Here is a 16,222-nt window from a genome sequence, read left to right on the forward strand (position 1 = left end):
AAGTTGAGCGTTATATTTGTATTTTATGATATTTGTGTGGTTTCGCATCATAGGGAATTAAGTGATATCCAATAGCGCTATTGATTGGTATGGATTGCAAGTAGCGTAAATTGGGTTGCTCAAGATGAGTATCGAGACTGCGCGACGTGGAGACAAGGAACGTTTATCACGATAAATGAAGATCAAGTCTGCAAGGAAGCCAGTCTTGATCTTCAACCTGTTTAATGACAAGTATGTTATGAGGGAAATTTTTTTAATATTGGTGATTTCTGTTTAAAATAACTGGCTACAAGTAACCCACTGTAAAGCATTGCACCAATAAACCACAATAAGCCATCCCAATATTCAACGCTGTAACTATAAATAAAAGAGAAGAGTAACGGGCCGACAATCCCAGTTATATTCGTTAGACTTACTAACGTTCCTTGTAATTGTCCTTGAACATGATGATCAACAGATTTTGATAAATATCCTTGTAAAGCAGGTTGTCCCATTCCTCCCGCAGCTAAACAGATTAAAGCGGGGAGCATAACCCAAACATGGCTTATCCAGGCTAATAATAAGCAACCAAATGCATCAATAGACATGCTAATGATAACCGTGTTGCGTTCTCCCCATTTTTGCGCCAGTTTTCCTGCGAGAACCGCTTGAAAAAAAATATGTAATACACCAAGAAATGCAAGAGATAAACCTACTTCAGTAGTGTGCCAAGCGAAACGCACTTGTGTGAATAGCACCCAAATAGTGGCCGGAATTTGCCCTATTAGTTGAATAATAAAATAGGCAATAAGCCAAAAACAGAGACTCTTTTTAATAAAACCAGTGGCAGAGTGAGGCGCTGTATCCTGATTTAATGCGGATATTTCAGTCGATATTTTTGTGGTTTGAGTTTCTTGGAAACAAAGTAATGAAAATATAAATAATAACGAATGAGAAATAGCCGCAAAGATAAATGGCGTATGGGCGCTGATCTCACCCAGTAATCCCCCTAACATGGGGCCAATAATTAAACCCACACCAAATGCACCACCCAAAAAACCGAAATAACGTGTTCTTTCATGAGGATGAGTAACATCAGTCATTGCTGATGCGCATACTGCACCAGTGGCTCCTGTTATACCCGCAATAATGCGTCCAATGTAGAGCATCCATAATGAGGTAGAGCAAGCCATTAATAGGTAATCTAATGCCGCACCCAATAGCGAAAATAATAAAATAGGTTTTCTGCCATATTTATCTGATAATTTTCCTAAAATAGGTGCGAAGATCACCTGCATCGTCGCATAGAGTGCTAATAATATACCGTAATGATTGGCGAGTCTGTTTTCGCTCACAAACTCGTTTAATAGTGTTGGTAGTACTGGCATGATAAGGCCAATACCAATGGCATCTAATACTGTGACAAGCAGTATGATAATAATTGATTTATTCATAAGTATCCTAAAAATCTATCACTGATAGAGAGGTGAAAAATATCTCTATCAGTGATAGATTGTCAAGAATATTTTATTATGAGGACGCAAATGGCAAAATTAGATAAAGAACAGGTTATTGATAACGCATTGATTTTATTAAATGAAGTCGGTATGGAAGGGTTAACAACACGTAAGTTGGCGCAAAAACTAGGGGTAGAGCAACCGACACTTTATTGGCATGTAAAGAATAAACGTGCGTTATTAGATGCTTTAGCTGAGACTATTTTACAAAAGCATCATCATCATGTTTTGCCATTAGCGAATGAAAGTTGGCAGGATTTTTTGCGTAATAACGCAAAAAGTTTTCGTCAGGCGCTATTAATGTATCGTGATGGTGGAAAGATCCATGCAGGCACACGACCATCAGCCAATCAATTTGAGACATCAGAGCAACAATTGCAATTTTTGTGCGATGCTGGCTTTACGTTAACGCAAGCTGTTTATGCATTAAGTTCCATCGCGCATTTTACACTTGGTTCAGTGCTTGAAACCCAAGAACATCAAGAGAGCCAAAAAGAGCGAGAAAAAGTGCCAAAAACAGAGATAAATTACCCACCATTATTAACACAAGCTATTGATATTATGGATAGTGATAATGGTGAAGCTGCATTCCTTTTTGTGCTCGATGTGATGATTTCAGGGCTAGAAACAGTGCTAAATAATCATCATTGAATAGGCTGACGCCCCTTAGGGGCGATGAGTTGCCCTTGTCTATCTGCGATATTGATTTGCACAATACAGCCAGCATTAAAATGTAAATAATCCTCTTCAATGCCGTCTGAGAAAATAACACCATTTTCGGGCATTAAAGATCCTAATTGCAATGGAGAGTCCGGCTCAATCGTGCCAAAAGTTAAAGCGGTGCCTGTTGTTCTACTAGGAAATGGCTCTCTTACACTAAATTGTAATTTTTTATCACTCCAGCTAAACCCTTGTAAAAGAGGGTGTGATGCTTTTCCGGTGATGGCCATGGCTCCAGCAAGAATAGATTGAAACCACCCTGTAGAGCCAAGTCCCGTTGATACAATAATGCCTGATGAGGATTGCACTTCTTGAGAGTCTCCCCATTGTAAGATATAACGTGCGGAAGTGTGGCTTTTAGGGCCAATAAATAAGTCATTAACCGCTAACAGTGATTGACCATCATTGGTTTTTGCTTGTGCAAAAGTGACCGAATTAAAAGGCATTTTGTGATTTATTGTATTAATTATAATCTCTTTCAATTGCCCTATTTCAAAGGGCAAGAGCTTACCATCCCATCTTGAAGGATCTGGATTGATGGCAATAACGGGTTGTTGATTAAGATATTTCAGAGTATTAGCGACGAGGCCATCTTGACCTATTACCACTACAATATCATGAGAGGAAAATTGATAACTAGGCAATAATCCTCTTTCCAAGAGCTGAAAACGTCCAAATGATTTTAAAATAAGCTCAGCTTCTGTGAGTTGTTTTTGATAGAGATTATGTTCATTAAGATAATCTGTTACCTCAACATGGTTATGTTCTAAATAGAATTTGGCTTGTGACCAAGTGTTAAAACGCTCAATTAATTCTTGTAGGCGACTTTTTCGCATCACTAATATGAAACGAAAATCGGTATTATTTTTCATAGGTTATCCTCTTTTTTTCATAAATTGGCTAAATAAATCAGGAGTGATATTTAATTCACCAATTTTTCCTGAATTAAGCGCTAAAGTTTCAAATGCCATTGCCATTAATTGTTGTGAGTCCATTTTTGCTAGAGCCATTGCTTTGAGATTTTCAACGGGCAACTCACGGTAAGCTCGCATAGTTGCTTCAATAGCATAAGCATCAGCATCAGATTGTATGCGTTGATTTTCCGCACTTAACGCGACTAATTCTTTACGTTTTGCTTCGGCATTGACTTTGGCTTCAAGACGCTCTTTTTCTATTTCGGCTTGTTCACGTAATAGGGTACGTTCATTTTCTAAACGAGCTTCTTCAATTTCTTGTCGTTTACGCTGTATAGATAAGTCTGTTTCTAATTCAGCTTCTTTAATGGTGCGCTCTTGCTCTACTGAGAATTTACGACGTGCATAAATTGCATCATCAGCCTCTTTGAGTAAGGATTCCCGCGCCTCAGCTTCTAATGCTTTAAGCGTTTCGGGAGAGGGTGAGATGGCCGCAATAGAAACATCTAAAATAGTAATACCTAAGGCCTCTAATGAAGGGTGTTCAGTAAGTTGTTTCATCACTAAAGTAACCAAGGATTGGCTAAGTTGTAGTGCTTCTCGTAAAGGGGTACTTTGGATCTTGGCTTGGATCAGGGTTTGAGCAATACGCACCACGCGATCGTTGAGCTTTAGGGGATCTTCACTGGCGTAAGATTTGCCATTCTTACTTAAATTAAAGTTGAGGACTTCAGCGGCTTTTTCAGGTGATGTGACTTGGAATGAAATTTGTCCTTGAATACGTAGTGCCTGAAAATCAGCAGTTTGGAAGTTAAAGATAAAAGGGGCTTCTTGTGCATTTAACGGCAGTGCTGCAATAGATGTTGTCGCCGAATTATACCAAAAACTTAAGCCTTTACCTTGTTGGCGCACTTTCCCGTTGACCGATTTAATAATAAATGTTGATGAGTCTGCTTTGAAATAATTTAAGTTAAACATAGTCTTCTCCAGTTAGTGTCTTTATGACATTAACTATATATTGTCTTATGGACACTATTGGTGTCAAGTCATTTAGTGTCTTTATGACAAAATTTGATTTTCATGTGTTTAACATTAAAATAAACTCATTATCTTTTTACAAAGTGCAGACCATGAACGAACAAAATTTTTTAGCAAATTACAATCGCCGTGATTTTTTATCGCCGCTTATTACTGTTGATTCAGTACTATTCACTTACCATGAAGGGCAGTTAAAAGTGCTCTTGGTGGAAAGAGCTAATCATCCTGAAAAAGGAAAATGGGGATTACCTGGTGGCTTTGTTGATGAAACACAAGACAGCTGCCTAGAAGATACTGTGCTTAGAAAATTAAAAGAGAAAACAGGGGTGATCCCGCCGTACATTGAACAACTCTGCTCAGTGGGAAATAATCAGCGCGATGTAAGAGGTTGGTCTGTTACTGTATGTTACACGGCGTTAATTGCTCACCAAGCATGTAAAGCGCATATTGATAGTGTGGATCATGTGATGTGGTTACCTATTGATGAAGTAGCACAGAAAAATCTGGCATTTGATCATAATGAACTGATTGCGCAAGCGAGAGAGCGATTAAAGCAAAAATCGCTTTATTCTATTGTGCCAGGATTTGCGTTACCTGAAGTGTTTACTTTGCCTGAATTGCAGCATGTGCATGAGATATTGATAGGTAAAGAGATCCAGAAAAAATCTTTTAGACGACGGATTGAACAAGCCGACTTATTAATTGATACCGGAGAAAAACGTGCTGAGAAGGGACGCCCTGCTAGTCTCTATCGACTTAAGAAGTCGTCTGCGGATTATCGTTTTATTCGTAATCTTGAATTTTAATATGTAGAGTATTTTTTTAAAATCGCTATACTCTTTTTAAGTTAGCAAATTATCATTAGAATTATTAATGTCTTAAAAATTACTCTGATAACAATTATGAAAATAAAATTTATTCTTTTGGGGGTATTTGGCGGTATTCTTTTATTAATTGGGTTTGTTGCTCATGCAATAAAAACGATACCTTTGGATATGCAAAAAGAAGCTACTGTAGTTTCTGTCGAAAAACCGAAAATAGTATCACGACAATTTCCTTATTATCCTACAGGAGCTAAAACCGCTAATATTGAAGGCGATGTAGAGGTTAGGTTTGATGTGGATAAAAATGGTAACGTACAAAATATTAGGATATCAGATGATCCTATTGCAGCGATATTTGCTCCTTCTGTTTCACTGGCGATGAAGCATTGGCGATACGAATCAGGTAAACCGGCTAAAGATTTAAAAGTGGTTATACAATTCAGATTAGAAAATGTGAAACATAACGGATTTAATCAATCACATTAAATGAATAAAATAAATAATGTATAAACATTATTTTACCATTAGGGGGAATGACAATTATCCGTACAGGATTATTGAAAAATATCAATGAAATAACTCGATATTAAATACCAAGTTATTTCATATAATTACCCTATTTATTTTTTATCTTGGAGAGCAACTTGAATTAAATGTTCTACATAATTATCAACAAGAAACTCAACCGTCTGACTTCGGGTTGTACTTCTTAAAAACGAAAGTTTATCTATTTTTCGTAGTGCTGACATTTTTAAAGATAGTGATACTGATTTTTTCTTATCTTTATCTAAATAAACACGACTCGTTGTGCCACTATGTTGTAGTTCTTCATTCGAAGATAATGCCTCTCGCATACGACGTAATGTTTTATTATCAAGCTGACCTCGTTCAGTCATTTGATACGATCTGGATGATTTACTGTACTTAATTTCAGCACTATAAGACTCTCTTATTTCTTTTAAAACACGGGTGAGCGTTGGCTCCGAGCATTCAAGAGCAGAAATAATCTTAATCGTGGGGACTTTTTTCCCTGTACTTAAAAGTATAGCCAGCTTAAAAACTCTGATTTGGCGAGAGCTCAATTGCATGTTTGGTTACCACGTATCTGTCAATTGTGTGTTAAGAAATTAGACCCAGCTTTTATTGTGTCTGTATTATTTTTCTACAAGTATATCTGAAATAATGTCAAATATTAAAGATTTTATAAAATAACAACCGAAATAAAAATATTGTTAAATAATATGTTAAAGTTTTATAAATAGAAGTTCTAGTTAAAGATATTATTCTTCAACTAGAGACTAAGTTTAAAATATTAATAAATAAAAAAATGCTTATAGTAAATATAAAAACGAATATTTAAACTTATGGTGTATTAAATCGTTGAACACTATTTTTTGAATTGGGAATAATGCCATACAGTTTTGCTCTAGTTAAAATACTTAATGCCCAACGGCGATGTGTTGCCGGTTCACACATGGCACCATGAGATTTAAATACGGCTTGTGTTGAATTTAAGATGCGCAACGCATCGGAATGGTCAGACTGAGATACCATTAATGCCTGTTCTATTTTGTCTATCTGCTTGGGATGAATAGCGGTTTTACCCACTAAACCATTGGCAATATCGAGGGCTAATTCTCTATCCATAATTTGTTGATCATCAATATGCTCACAAACAGGAGCGGTAAGCGCAAACTGACGAGCACCAAATACAGCAACCAACATTTTTATCACGTATCCCATAGGTCCATCATAGAGTGTTAAATGGCGATTACGTCTAAGAGAAATAACATTCATTAAATCATTTCCACCGATACGTAAGGCAATAATTCTCTTATGGCAAGGGTGGGCTAGTAGCAAGTCTGCCAGTGAGGTCATTTGAAGAACGTCGAACACTTCTTCTGTTTCCAATGTTGGCATCATACATAAATGGGTGGGTTTGATGATACGCCACCAAAGGGGTAATGAAGCTTGGGTAAATTTAGGTAATACTAAGCCGTCAATCACGGTTAAATCTACATGCTCAACCAGCCATTGCGCCATTTCTGTATGGCGGGGGCGTATAAATAGCAACGGCCATTCAGTACAATCATGATGCTTTTTATAGTCTGATAATGTGGTTAATAATGTTGCTAGATTTTGTAATGCTTGTGGAATATCAGTATCACTGACGGCATCTTCTAAACAAATAATTAATGAACGTAATCCATCAATTTTTTGATCAATAATTGTTGCGGCGATATCGGTTCGTGTTGCGGGCATATACAGCGTTGCCCCTAAATTCCAAGGGGATAATCGTTCAATCATTATTGCACCTTTTTAATGATAGTAACGGCACGATATTGTCCTAATGCTTTATCTGCCTCGGTTACAGTAATATTTTTTTGTTTAGCAAGATAAATCAGTAATGCAACATCAGGATCTGCAATTTCTTTTACCAGAATATGCTCAGGTACACGGCGTAAAACGGCGCGAGTTGCTTCAGCAATACCGGGTTTTATACGATTGATATTTGAAATGTCATATTTGTTGGCAAGTAAACTAACGACATTTTCGCTCAGTTTTTTTAAGTCTGACGGTTGATGTTTAAATGTGGCGAGTGGAATATCGTTATCTATTAAGGCGTCAACTATTTTTCCCACAGTATCAACAAGATAGCGACTACATTCATATTGTTTTAAATGTTGGCAATCGACAAAACCATGGAAGCCTTGCTCTGTCCAAATTGAACGTGAAATTAATCCTGAAACGGGCGCTCCCATAATCCCAAAAGGGATTAGCCAATCTTCATCACTGGCACTTAACCAAGCGCAACCACAAGGATCAGCAAGGACGACAAGATGGGGTTGTGCAGGAAAACCTTCACGTCCCGCCAATGAACGAATTAACTCATTTGTGATAGCGCCTTTTCCTGTCCACCCATCAACAAATACAATACCTTCTGTCCCATGGCGTTGCTCAATCCATGAAAGCGCTTCGTTATCAATACCCCTATCACGAATAATGCTAATACCATAGTGATAAGACGTTTTTCCCATTTTGCGCAAGGTCTGTTGTAACATCACGCCAAGTGGAACACCCGCACGCACAAGACTTGTCAGAATAATAGGGGTGTCACCAAAATGCGCAATAAGTGATTTTGCTAGCATAATTACTTGTGTTGCTAAACGTGTTGCGCCAGCAGCCAGTGCTTTTTCAAACAGTTCAAGATGCCAGGTTGTGGGTTCTGGCTCTTGGCTTAACATATCAGAATAGTGACGTTTACCAGACTGTATAAGTTCTTCTTTTAACTCAACAGGTGTCATTTCAATCTTGACGGGTTGCAGTAAAAAATCAACATCACCCAGTAGATAAGAGCCTGAAAAAGGCTGATGATCCATCATGTTTATTCTCCAAAAATTTTTGTGTTGATCGCATTCGCGAATTGGCTTTGGCGGGGGATAGCATACCAATTGCATAATTTCATAAAGCGATGATCACTTAGGCTATCGCCGAAACCAATTACAGGAAAAACGCCACGTTCTGCTTTTAATTTATTAAGCAAATAAGTGACGGCTTTACCTTTTTCAATTGGCTCAGGTAACCAAGCAATATTGTTACTGTTACGATGAATATAAAAACCTTTGGTTGAGAATATTTTTTCTATCTCATCACCGATAGCATATAGCTCATCTAATCGAGCGCTATCGTTATGCTTCATCACTAAATAAATGGGTAAATCATCATATTCATAGTTAATTCTCGCCCAACCATCAATATTACGTTCAGCCATTAATTGGGTAATAGATTGCTGTAACCTAAGTAAAGGTTGCTTATAAGGTGTTAAGCTTTGTGTGATATGGTGTTGCCATTGTTCATCTGCGACTTTTTCTGGGGTTAAGATAACAGCACCGTGTGTGGTAATAGCCCATGAATGAAAAGGAATAGTGACACGGCTCATTTCTTCCGTTCCACGTGCTGTGACTGGAATTAAATCAGCATGTTCTAGCATCCAATCAACCAGCATAGCTTGCTCTTGAGTCATAAAGCTACGTGGCGCTAAACTTCTATCCAACGCACCAGTTTTATAGGGTGCAAGCGCTAACTCATCCACCATTTTGCGACGAGTTTGAAATAAGGTATCGTCAAGATCGGCTAAAATAACAGGGTTAGTCATAGCTAATTACTTCAACAATAGGGGCAACTTTATAGAGAGCCTTAATAAGTTGACTATCAATACTTTCGGCAGGGGTTTCACAACAAAGCAGAATGCGATCAAATTGCTGATGAGCCACGTTATAGACAAAGTTAGGAATGCCTAATCCGTAATTGTCAGTAAAAGTTATCGCTGATTGGATAGCAAAATTAGTGGCAATAGGTGAGCGAGTCGTCGAGCTATATTTTACAATAGCCCCTTGTTTTTCTAAGCGTTCTGCTAATAAAAAGGGTTCCCAGACAAATTCACCAGAGCCTAAAACCAATATTTTTTCACCCTCAGAAACATGAATAAATAGGCCAAGATCATTAGCAGGGGTTGTCATGCCTAAGCGTCCCCAGCTTTGTTTCCCTGTGATAGCAACCTGTCCTGAAGCAGTAATATTGACATTTGGCATAACAGGTAATGGTGCATCGGGATTGGCTTGCCATTGCCATTTTCCCTGCACTAAAGAGAAGGTTGTTATGGGTAATGGTGAACGCTTTTGCAGAGCATCACCACTCCAATCGGTTAATGTGACAGCAATAATCTGCTTAATTTGTGTTAACTTACCTTCTTCACGTAATGCAGACAGCAAGTTAAGAAAGGTATTACCTGTGGTTGCTTCATCATCAATTAACACAATGGTTTTCGCTTGCTGGATCCATTGGCGTTGTTCTAGGTTATGAGGCAAATAAAGTAGGTGATCAGTTGCATGACTGTGATTTTCTTTAAATTTACAGAATAATTCACTATCAGCAATAGGATGGCGCGTTGAAGTAAGATAGAGCGCTTGAGGATAGCGATCTCTTACTTCATCAAAAATCCCCGCACCTAAACCGACCGCAGTTTCTGCCATACCAATAAAAAGAATAGGGCCTTCGAGTGATTGAGGAAATTGTTTGGCCATTTGTTGATAAGTTTCACGCATTTTCTTCGGTGAAACAGGAATATGGCGCCCTAATACTTTACTGACAAACAAAAAAGCGCGCTTAGGGTTGCGTCTTTCCGCAATATCAAAAAGTTCATCAAGATGTTCTAATGAGCAATTTGGCGTTACGCTTAATGTGCCACAAGTGAGTTGGCGACGATAAACAGAAGAGCCAATCAAACTATTCATTATTCTTTATTATCCGTACTAATTAGTTTTTTAAGTGCATTTATCTGGGTATAAGCTAAGCCGTGTTGAACATAACGTCACATACTGTGAATGTTTAAGCTAAAACCTGTTTCCTCATCATGAAGTTTCTATTTAATCATGTCAATCATAATGTGATCTATTTTACTTTAATTTAAAATAATTAGGTTAATGCGGTATTTTTTGTTTTTAACTTAAGTTTTAATTGTGTTTGTCTATAAAAATTTCTTTTATTTCAATATGTTTACAATCTATTGAAGTAAGTTGATAAAAATAGACTTGCCGAACTACTTCATCATGATATGATGATTTATAATTTGTATTTATATGCAAGTGATATTGTTGTTTCATTCTACCTTTGAAGGGAGTTAATTATGGTTTCATTACGCAAGGATCAGACAGTCTCTCTCAGTAAACAAGCCCCTGCACTGAGTCACCTAATGTTTGGTTTAGGCTGGGATCCTATTAAGAAAAAGGGATTTCTCGGTGGACTCTTTGGTGGTAATAATTCGATAGATTTAGATGCAAGTTGTGTATTACTCGATGTAAATGGTAAACAAATCGATACTATTTGGTTTCGTAAACTAAAATCAACTTGTCAGTCCGTTATTCACTCAGGAGATAACTTAACAGGAGAGGGTGATGGTGATGATGAAACTATTTTTGTTGATTTAAATCGTCTTCCTTCATTGGTTGAATATTTGGTTTTCACTGTCAATAGTTTCCGTGGGCAGACTTTTAATGAAGTTGAAAATGCGTTTTGTCGAGTTGTCGATAAAACAACCAATAAAGAGCTTGCTCATTACAAATTAACGGAACAAGGCGCTCATACAGGGATCGTGATTGCCGCTTTACAACGTAATCACGGACAATGGGATTTCACGGCTTTTGGCTCACCTTGTAAAGGGCTTGTCATTGACGAGATGATGCCAGATATTTTGGCGACGGTGGTGCGATAAATGACCCTAACACCTGGCGGAAATATATCCGTACCTGATCAAACGTTAATGGTGCGTATTCACTCAGGCTCACTTGTTGATGTATCTGCATTTAGGCTTTATGCCTCAGGAAAAGTGAACGGTGATGCTGATATGGTGTTTTATGGTCAAACCACTAATGATGATCGTACTATTATTTATGCAACAGCAGGTAATAGCACGTCGTTTACGGTTGACTTAACTCGCTTACGTCCTGATGTCGATAGAATTGCTTTTACAGCTACTTGTGAGGGGCAACAAACCATTGCTCATCTACAACATTTGTCTATTCAAGTTGATGCTAACAATAATGTCGTTGCGAACGGCCATGTTGATATCGATGGACGCACTGAAGCGGCATTAATTTTAGGTGAGCTATACCGTCGCAATGGAAGCTGGAAATTTCGGTTTATTGCACAAGGATTTAACGGTGGATTAAAACCATTGGCGGAATATTTTGGTGTTGATATTGCTGATCCTGAACCAGCACCAGCACCAGCACCAGCACCAGCACCAGCACCGAGCTCAGTGAACTTAAGCAAGGTTTCGCTAACTAAAGAGAAACCGGCAATTAGCTTAACTAAAAAGGATGATTTCGGCAAAATCCGCATTAACCTCGATTGGCATCGAGAAAGTAAAAGCGGTGGTTCCGGGTTATTAGGTGGATTATTTGGTGGTAACAAAGGTATTGATTTAGATATTGGCGCCTTTGTTGAACTACAAGATGGTTATAAGTCAGTGATCCAAGCCTTAGGAAATGGATTCGGTGATTTTAATCGCATGCCTTATGTTGAGTTACAAGGTGATGATCGCACTGGTGATGTAGCGGGTGGCGAGTGGATTTTTATCAATGGACGTGAATGGAAAAATATCAAGCAAGTGCTTATTTTTACTTTTATTTATGAAGGGGTTCCTAACTGGAGTAAAACAGATGGTGTGGTCACTATTCATGTTCCCGAGCAACCACCTATCGAAACACGTTTAACGGATGGTAATAATGGTCGAGCTATGTGTGCCATCGCACGACTTGTTAATGAAAACGGATCAATCAAAGTTGAACGTCTCAATGAATTTTTTAAAGGCCATCGCGATATGGATAATGCCTACGGATGGGGATTTCGCTGGACTGCTGGATCTAAGTGAATACACGAAATAAGGAGAATAAAAATGAGTTTTTTCAATAAATTAAAAGAAGGTTTTAATTCCGGGCGAGCGGAGTTAACTAAGCAAGTCAGTCGTTTTAAAAACAAAAAATTTATGCAAGGTACGGTCGCAGTTTGTGCTCGTATCGCTATTGCCAGCGATGGTGTGAGTTCTGAAGAAAAGCAGAAGATGCTCGGTTTTTTAAAAGCATCAGAAGAGCTTAAAGTCTTTGATACCTCCGAGGTGATCGAATTCTTTAATAAGCTAATTAGCAGTTTTGAATTTGATACTGAAGTCGGTAAAGGTGAAACGATGAAGTATATTCTGGCAATGAAAGATCAGCCAGAAGCTGCACAATTAGCGATCCGTGTCGGTATTGCTGTTGCGAAAAGTGATGGTGATTTTGACAATGACGAAAAAGAGGCGGTGCGTGCTATTGCCGTTGCATTAGGCTTTGAGCCCGCAGAGTTTGATTTGTAATTAATTTTATATAGGGAACCGTTTAGGAATAATTATGGTATCCACACATATTGGTTTTCCGACAGAAACTGTCATTGTTTTTGTTGTACTTGCGATAGGCGCTATTTTTATCGATTTATTTATGCATCGTGCAGATAAGCCGATAACGTTAAAGAATGCTGTTTTTTGGTCAATATTCTGGGTAGTCGTTGCCATGGCATTCGCGGGTTTTTTATACGTCCACCATGGTGCAGAAGTTGCAAGCTTATTCGTGACGGGTTATGCATTAGAGAAAGTACTGTCTGTCGATAACCTATTTGTCATGATGGCGATTTTCTCTTGGTTTGCGGTTCCTGATCGTTTCCGTCACCGCATTCTGTATTGGGGGATCATTGGTGCCATTGTATTCCGTGCGATCTTTGTTGCTATTGGTACCGGCTTATTAAGTTTAGGGCCTTACGTTGAGATAGTCTTTGCTCTGATTGTTGCTTGGACAGCCGTAATGATGCTGAGAAGTGGGAATGATAGTGAAGAAATTGAAGACTATTCACAGCATCTTGCTTATCGCTTAGTAAAACGATTTTTCCCTATATGGCCAAAAATTACTGGACATGCCTTCTTATTAACACAAAAAGAGGTTGATGCAGAGTTAGCAAAACCGGAAAACAAAGACATAACTATCGGGCGAGGTACAAAAGCTGCGTTATATGCGACACCGCTTATGTTGTGTGTGGCGGTGGTAGAGCTTTCTGATGTGATGTTTGCTTTCGATTCGGTGCCTGCAATCATTGCCGTTAGTCGTGAGCCACTGATTGTTTATAGTGCAATGATGTTCGCTATTTTGGGCTTACGTACTCTCTACTTTGTGTTAGAGGCATTAAAACAGTATCTGATTCACCTTGAAAAAGCGGTTATTGCATTGCTGTTCTTTATTGCTGTAAAGCTGGGGCTTAATGCAACAGATCATATTTGGCAGCATGGATATAGCATTTCCGCGACAACCAGCCTATTCGTAGTGCTTGGTGTTCTTGCTCTGGGTATTCTGGCAAGTTTTGTATTCCCAGAAAAAAAGAATAAATAAGGTAAATAATGATAACCGATATTCTTGGGAAATTAGAATATCGCAACATAAATTGAAGAGGTTGAAGATGAGCGTTTCTCTTTCTAAAGGTGGTAATGTTTCTTTAAGCAAAGCAGCCCCAACGATGAAAAACGTCCTAGTCGGACTTGGTTGGGATGCCCGTTCTACAGATGGTCAAGATTTTGACTTAGATGCATCTGCATTTCTGTTAGCCGCTAATGGAAAAGTACGTAGCGATGCCGATTTCATTTTTTATAACAACTTAAGATCTGCCGACGGCTCTGTTGTTCACACTGGTGATAACCGAACAGGTGAAGGTGATGGTGATGATGAAGCACTAAAAATCAAACTAGATACCATCCCCAGTGATGTCGAAAAAATTATCTTTGTAGTAACTATCCATGAAGCGCAAGCGCGTCGTCAAAGCTTTGGTCAGGTATCTGGTGCGTTTATTCGTTTAGTTAATGATGACAACCAAATTGAAGTTGCTCGTTATGATTTAACGGAAGATGCATCAACGGAAACGGCGATGTTATTTGGTGAGTTATATCGTCATAACGGTGAGTGGAAATTCCGTGCTGTAGGCCAAGGATATGCAGGGGGCTTAGGCTCAGTATGTGCGCAATATGGTATTAACGCCTCTTAATCGTATGTTATGAAATCACAAATTACTGGCAGTTATTCCTAATTGTCAGTTTATTCAACACAGTAGGAGCTTTGATATGGCTGTTTCCCTTGTTAAAGGTGGTAATGTTTCGCTAACTAAAGAAGCACCAACCATGACGGTGGCTATGGTTGGTTTAGGATGGGATGCCCGCGTGACAGATGGCGCTGAATTTGATTTAGATGCGTCAGTATTCATGGTCGGTGAAGATGGAAAAGTGCTTTCAGATGCAAGTTTTATCTTCTTTAATAATAAAGTGAGCCAATGTGGTAGTGTTGAACACCAAGGCGATAATCGTACTGGAGAAGGCGAAGGTGATGATGAACAAGTCAAAATCACTTTATCCAAAGTTCCTGCTGAAGTGAAAAAACTGGTTTTTGCTGTCACTATTTACGATGCTGAAAACCGCAAACAAAACTTTGGTATGGTGAGCAACAGTTTTATGCGCGTTTATAATAACGACAATAACACTGAAATTGCACGTTTTGATCTTTCTGAAGATGCCTCTACGGAGACGGCGATGATCTTTGGTGAACTCTATCGTCATGGTTCAGATTGGAAATTTAAAGCAGTAGGCCAAGGTTTTGCGGGTGGTTTAGGCGCACTAGCCGCACAACATGGCGTCAATATTTAATCTTTCGCTAATAAAAGCGCCAAGATGGCTAGATAAATAGTTAGTTTATGGATAAAGCGGGAAAATACGTTTCCCGCTTTATTTTTATATAATCACTTATGAGTCTTTTTTAAGCGTTATTTTAATAGGTGATTTTTTTGACTTATTACTTCCTGTGTGGAAATAGCGCCAATGTGGATCTTGTGCAGCATAGAGTAATTCATGATCACCACGTGAATCGCCCCACGCCCTTAAGTGGTATTGAGTAAGATCGCCATAGACACGCTCTAATCGTTTGATTTTTTCGCCACAACGACAGTTATTGCCAATGATTCTTCCTGTCAGCACACCATCAACCACTTCAAGTGTTGTTCCTATTAACTTTATACCGAGTCGATCCGCAAAAGGTTGCAACACCATAGCCGGAGAAGCTGAACAAATGGTCACTTCAGCATGACGGTTAATCTCTTCAGCAACGGCTAATAAACCTGCAGGACGCATTAACTTAGTCCAGTAAGCTTTACAAAAGGCTTCGGCTTTTTCTTTGAGCCATTCTTCTTTGATATCGGTTAAAAAAGTTTTAATCAGCACTTCTTTTAATTCATCACGAGTCAGTTTACGTCTAAAACAACGTAATGTGGGGAATACCATTTTGATAATACGACGAGCAAATTTACGACGCCCAAAGGCAAACTTTAGAAAAGGGATAAAGCTATCGTGATAGGTTAAAGTACCATCAAAATCAAACACTGATAATGTTTTTACGGTGTTTTTTGCGTTTTCAAATTGTGGTTGCATAAATATTGAGCTCCGTAAATCATCAGAGTTTATGAGGTAAAGCGCCTATTATATCATTGTTCTCAAAATGAGATAGTATCATCAGTATCTTATTGAAAAAATAAGGTTTTTATTTTTAATCGTTGATGATATTAGTCATATAAAATGAAAATTGATATTGAGCATAAAGAAGAATGCACTAAT

The 16,222-nt window shown here is 38.4% G+C and carries 18 protein-coding genes; 9 read left to right on the forward strand and 9 right to left on the reverse strand.

Annotation, left to right across the window (positions count from 1 at the left end; all coding sequences use genetic code 11):
- Positions 1-236: 236 nt before the first annotated feature.
- The gene (gene tet(J), locus AACU98_RS17570) at positions 237-1,433 is read right to left on the reverse strand and encodes a tetracycline efflux MFS transporter Tet(J) (protein WP_004245621.1); all 1,197 of its coding nucleotides are present in this window, start codon (positions 1,431-1,433) and stop codon (positions 237-239) included.
- A 90-nt stretch (positions 1,434-1,523) separates the two neighbouring features.
- Between tet(J) and tetR(J) the strand changes: the two genes are divergently transcribed.
- Positions 1,524-2,147, forward strand: coding sequence for a tetracycline resistance transcriptional repressor TetR(J) (gene tetR(J), locus AACU98_RS17575; protein ID WP_004249435.1), 624 nt, complete (start codon positions 1,524-1,526; stop codon positions 2,145-2,147).
- On the opposite strand, the gene AACU98_RS17580 is transcribed toward tetR(J), so the two are convergent.
- Together AACU98_RS17580 and AACU98_RS17585 are read right to left on the reverse strand one after the other, a co-directional pair.
- The gene (locus tag AACU98_RS17580; protein WP_017628544.1) at positions 2,141-3,088 is read right to left on the reverse strand and encodes a sugar kinase; all 948 of its coding nucleotides are present in this window, start codon (positions 3,086-3,088) and stop codon (positions 2,141-2,143) included. The genes tetR(J) and AACU98_RS17580 overlap by 7 nt on opposite strands.
- A 3-nt stretch (positions 3,089-3,091) precedes the next feature.
- Positions 3,092-4,108: an SPFH domain-containing protein gene (locus AACU98_RS17585; protein WP_004245618.1), complete on the reverse strand. Its 1,017-nt coding sequence runs from the start codon at positions 4,106-4,108 to the stop codon at positions 3,092-3,094.
- A 152-nt stretch (positions 4,109-4,260) separates the two neighbouring features.
- On the opposite strand from AACU98_RS17585, the gene AACU98_RS17590 reads away from it, so the two are divergent.
- Together AACU98_RS17590 and AACU98_RS17595 are read left to right on the forward strand one after the other, a co-directional pair.
- Positions 4,261-4,974, forward strand: coding sequence for an NUDIX hydrolase (locus AACU98_RS17590; protein ID WP_161735277.1), 714 nt, complete (start codon positions 4,261-4,263; stop codon positions 4,972-4,974).
- 96 nt (positions 4,975-5,070) lie between these two features.
- Positions 5,071-5,478, forward strand: coding sequence for a TonB family protein (locus AACU98_RS17595; protein WP_004245616.1), 408 nt, complete (start codon positions 5,071-5,073; stop codon positions 5,476-5,478).
- Positions 5,479-5,612: 134 nt separating this feature from the next.
- Here the strand turns inward: AACU98_RS17595 and AACU98_RS17600 are convergent, their stop codons facing one another.
- The 5 genes from AACU98_RS17600 to AACU98_RS17620 form a co-directional block, all read right to left on the reverse strand.
- Complete coding sequence (locus tag AACU98_RS17600) at positions 5,613-6,080, reverse strand: hypothetical protein (protein WP_004245615.1); 468 nt, start codon at positions 6,078-6,080, stop codon at positions 5,613-5,615.
- A gap of 274 nt (positions 6,081-6,354) precedes the next feature.
- Positions 6,355-7,299, reverse strand: a complete 945-nt coding sequence (locus AACU98_RS17605) for an HpcH/HpaI aldolase/citrate lyase family protein (RefSeq protein ID WP_004245614.1) — start codon at positions 7,297-7,299, stop codon at positions 6,355-6,357.
- Complete coding sequence (locus AACU98_RS17610) at positions 7,299-8,375, reverse strand: cysteine protease StiP family protein (protein ID WP_049217431.1); 1,077 nt, start codon at positions 8,373-8,375, stop codon at positions 7,299-7,301. The genes AACU98_RS17605 and AACU98_RS17610 overlap by 1 nt, the downstream gene beginning before the upstream one ends.
- A 2-nt stretch (positions 8,376-8,377) precedes the next feature.
- Positions 8,378-9,148 (reverse strand): HAD family hydrolase, encoded by a 771-nt coding sequence (locus AACU98_RS17615; protein WP_049217433.1) that lies wholly within the window; start codon positions 9,146-9,148, stop codon positions 8,378-8,380.
- On the reverse strand, positions 9,141-10,286 hold the full coding sequence (locus tag AACU98_RS17620) for a phosphoribosyltransferase domain-containing protein (RefSeq protein ID WP_049212248.1): 1,146 nt from the start codon (positions 10,284-10,286) through the stop codon (positions 9,141-9,143). Before AACU98_RS17620 ends, AACU98_RS17615 begins: the two co-directional genes overlap by 8 nt.
- A gap of 392 nt (positions 10,287-10,678) precedes the next feature.
- Here AACU98_RS17620 and AACU98_RS17625 point away from each other — a divergent pair, with 392 nt between their 5' ends.
- The 6 genes from AACU98_RS17625 (at position 10,679) to AACU98_RS17650 (ending at position 15,262) form a co-directional block, all read left to right on the forward strand.
- Positions 10,679-11,263, forward strand: coding sequence for a TerD family protein (locus AACU98_RS17625; protein ID WP_004245609.1), 585 nt, complete (start codon positions 10,679-10,681; stop codon positions 11,261-11,263).
- Entirely contained in the window at positions 11,264-12,424 is a 1,161-nt protein-coding gene (locus AACU98_RS17630) for a TerD family protein (RefSeq protein WP_161735279.1), read from the forward strand.
- 24 nt (positions 12,425-12,448) lie between these two features.
- The gene (locus AACU98_RS17635) at positions 12,449-12,904 is read left to right on the forward strand and encodes a tellurite resistance TerB family protein (protein ID WP_004245607.1); all 456 of its coding nucleotides are present in this window, start codon (positions 12,449-12,451) and stop codon (positions 12,902-12,904) included.
- 34 nt (positions 12,905-12,938) lie between these two features.
- On the forward strand, positions 12,939-13,964 hold the full coding sequence (locus AACU98_RS17640; RefSeq protein ID WP_004249445.1) for a TerC/Alx family metal homeostasis membrane protein: 1,026 nt from the start codon (positions 12,939-12,941) through the stop codon (positions 13,962-13,964).
- Positions 13,965-14,031: 67 nt separating this feature from the next.
- Positions 14,032-14,610 carry a tellurium resistance membrane protein TerD gene (gene terD / locus AACU98_RS17645; RefSeq protein ID WP_004249446.1) on the forward strand — a complete coding sequence of 193 codons (579 nt, stop codon included), beginning with the start codon at positions 14,032-14,034 and terminating at the stop codon, positions 14,608-14,610.
- 76 nt (positions 14,611-14,686) lie between these two features.
- Positions 14,687-15,262, forward strand: coding sequence for a TerD family protein (locus AACU98_RS17650; RefSeq protein WP_004245603.1), 576 nt, complete (start codon positions 14,687-14,689; stop codon positions 15,260-15,262).
- A gap of 96 nt (positions 15,263-15,358) precedes the next feature.
- On the opposite strand, the gene AACU98_RS17655 is transcribed toward AACU98_RS17650, so the two are convergent.
- Positions 15,359-16,039 carry an HAD family hydrolase gene (locus tag AACU98_RS17655; protein WP_049217363.1) on the reverse strand — a complete coding sequence of 227 codons (681 nt, stop codon included), beginning with the start codon at positions 16,037-16,039 and terminating at the stop codon, positions 15,359-15,361.
- Between the last annotated feature and the right edge of the window lie 183 nt (positions 16,040-16,222).

Source organism: Proteus sp. G4380, assembly GCF_963885725.1.
In the GTDB taxonomy this organism is placed as follows: Bacteria; Pseudomonadota; Gammaproteobacteria; order Enterobacterales; family Enterobacteriaceae; genus Proteus; species Proteus mirabilis.

Bases quoted from the DNA above. Each gene is read 5' to 3' on its own strand.
- AACU98_RS17600 (WP_004245615.1), bottom strand. From the start codon at position 6,080: ATGCAATTGAGCTCTCGCCAAATCAGAGTTTTTAAGCTGGCTATACTT.
- AACU98_RS17650 (WP_004245603.1), top strand. From the start codon at position 14,687: ATGGCTGTTTCCCTTGTTAAAGGTGGTAATGTTTCGCTAACTAAAGAA.
- AACU98_RS17595 (WP_004245616.1), top strand. From the start codon at position 5,071: ATGAAAATAAAATTTATTCTTTTGGGGGTATTTGGCGGTATTCTTTTA.
- terD (WP_004249446.1), top strand. From the start codon at position 14,032: ATGAGCGTTTCTCTTTCTAAAGGTGGTAATGTTTCTTTAAGCAAAGCA.
- AACU98_RS17605 (WP_004245614.1), bottom strand. From the start codon at position 7,299: ATGATTGAACGATTATCCCCTTGGAATTTAGGGGCAACGCTGTATATG.
- AACU98_RS17610 (WP_049217431.1), bottom strand. From the start codon at position 8,375: ATGATGGATCATCAGCCTTTTTCAGGCTCTTATCTACTGGGTGATGTT.
- AACU98_RS17635 (WP_004245607.1), top strand. From the start codon at position 12,449: ATGAGTTTTTTCAATAAATTAAAAGAAGGTTTTAATTCCGGGCGAGCG.
- AACU98_RS17625 (WP_004245609.1), top strand. From the start codon at position 10,679: ATGGTTTCATTACGCAAGGATCAGACAGTCTCTCTCAGTAAACAAGCC.
- AACU98_RS17640 (WP_004249445.1), top strand. From the start codon at position 12,939: ATGGTATCCACACATATTGGTTTTCCGACAGAAACTGTCATTGTTTTT.
- AACU98_RS17590 (WP_161735277.1), top strand. From the start codon at position 4,261: ATGAACGAACAAAATTTTTTAGCAAATTACAATCGCCGTGATTTTTTA.
- AACU98_RS17655 (WP_049217363.1), bottom strand. From the start codon at position 16,039: ATGCAACCACAATTTGAAAACGCAAAAAACACCGTAAAAACATTATCA.
- AACU98_RS17630 (WP_161735279.1), top strand. From the start codon at position 11,264: ATGACCCTAACACCTGGCGGAAATATATCCGTACCTGATCAAACGTTA.
- AACU98_RS17580 (WP_017628544.1), bottom strand. From the start codon at position 3,088: ATGAAAAATAATACCGATTTTCGTTTCATATTAGTGATGCGAAAAAGT.
- AACU98_RS17620 (WP_049212248.1), bottom strand. From the start codon at position 10,286: ATGAATAGTTTGATTGGCTCTTCTGTTTATCGTCGCCAACTCACTTGT.
- AACU98_RS17585 (WP_004245618.1), bottom strand. From the start codon at position 4,108: ATGTTTAACTTAAATTATTTCAAAGCAGACTCATCAACATTTATTATT.
- AACU98_RS17615 (WP_049217433.1), bottom strand. From the start codon at position 9,148: ATGACTAACCCTGTTATTTTAGCCGATCTTGACGATACCTTATTTCAA.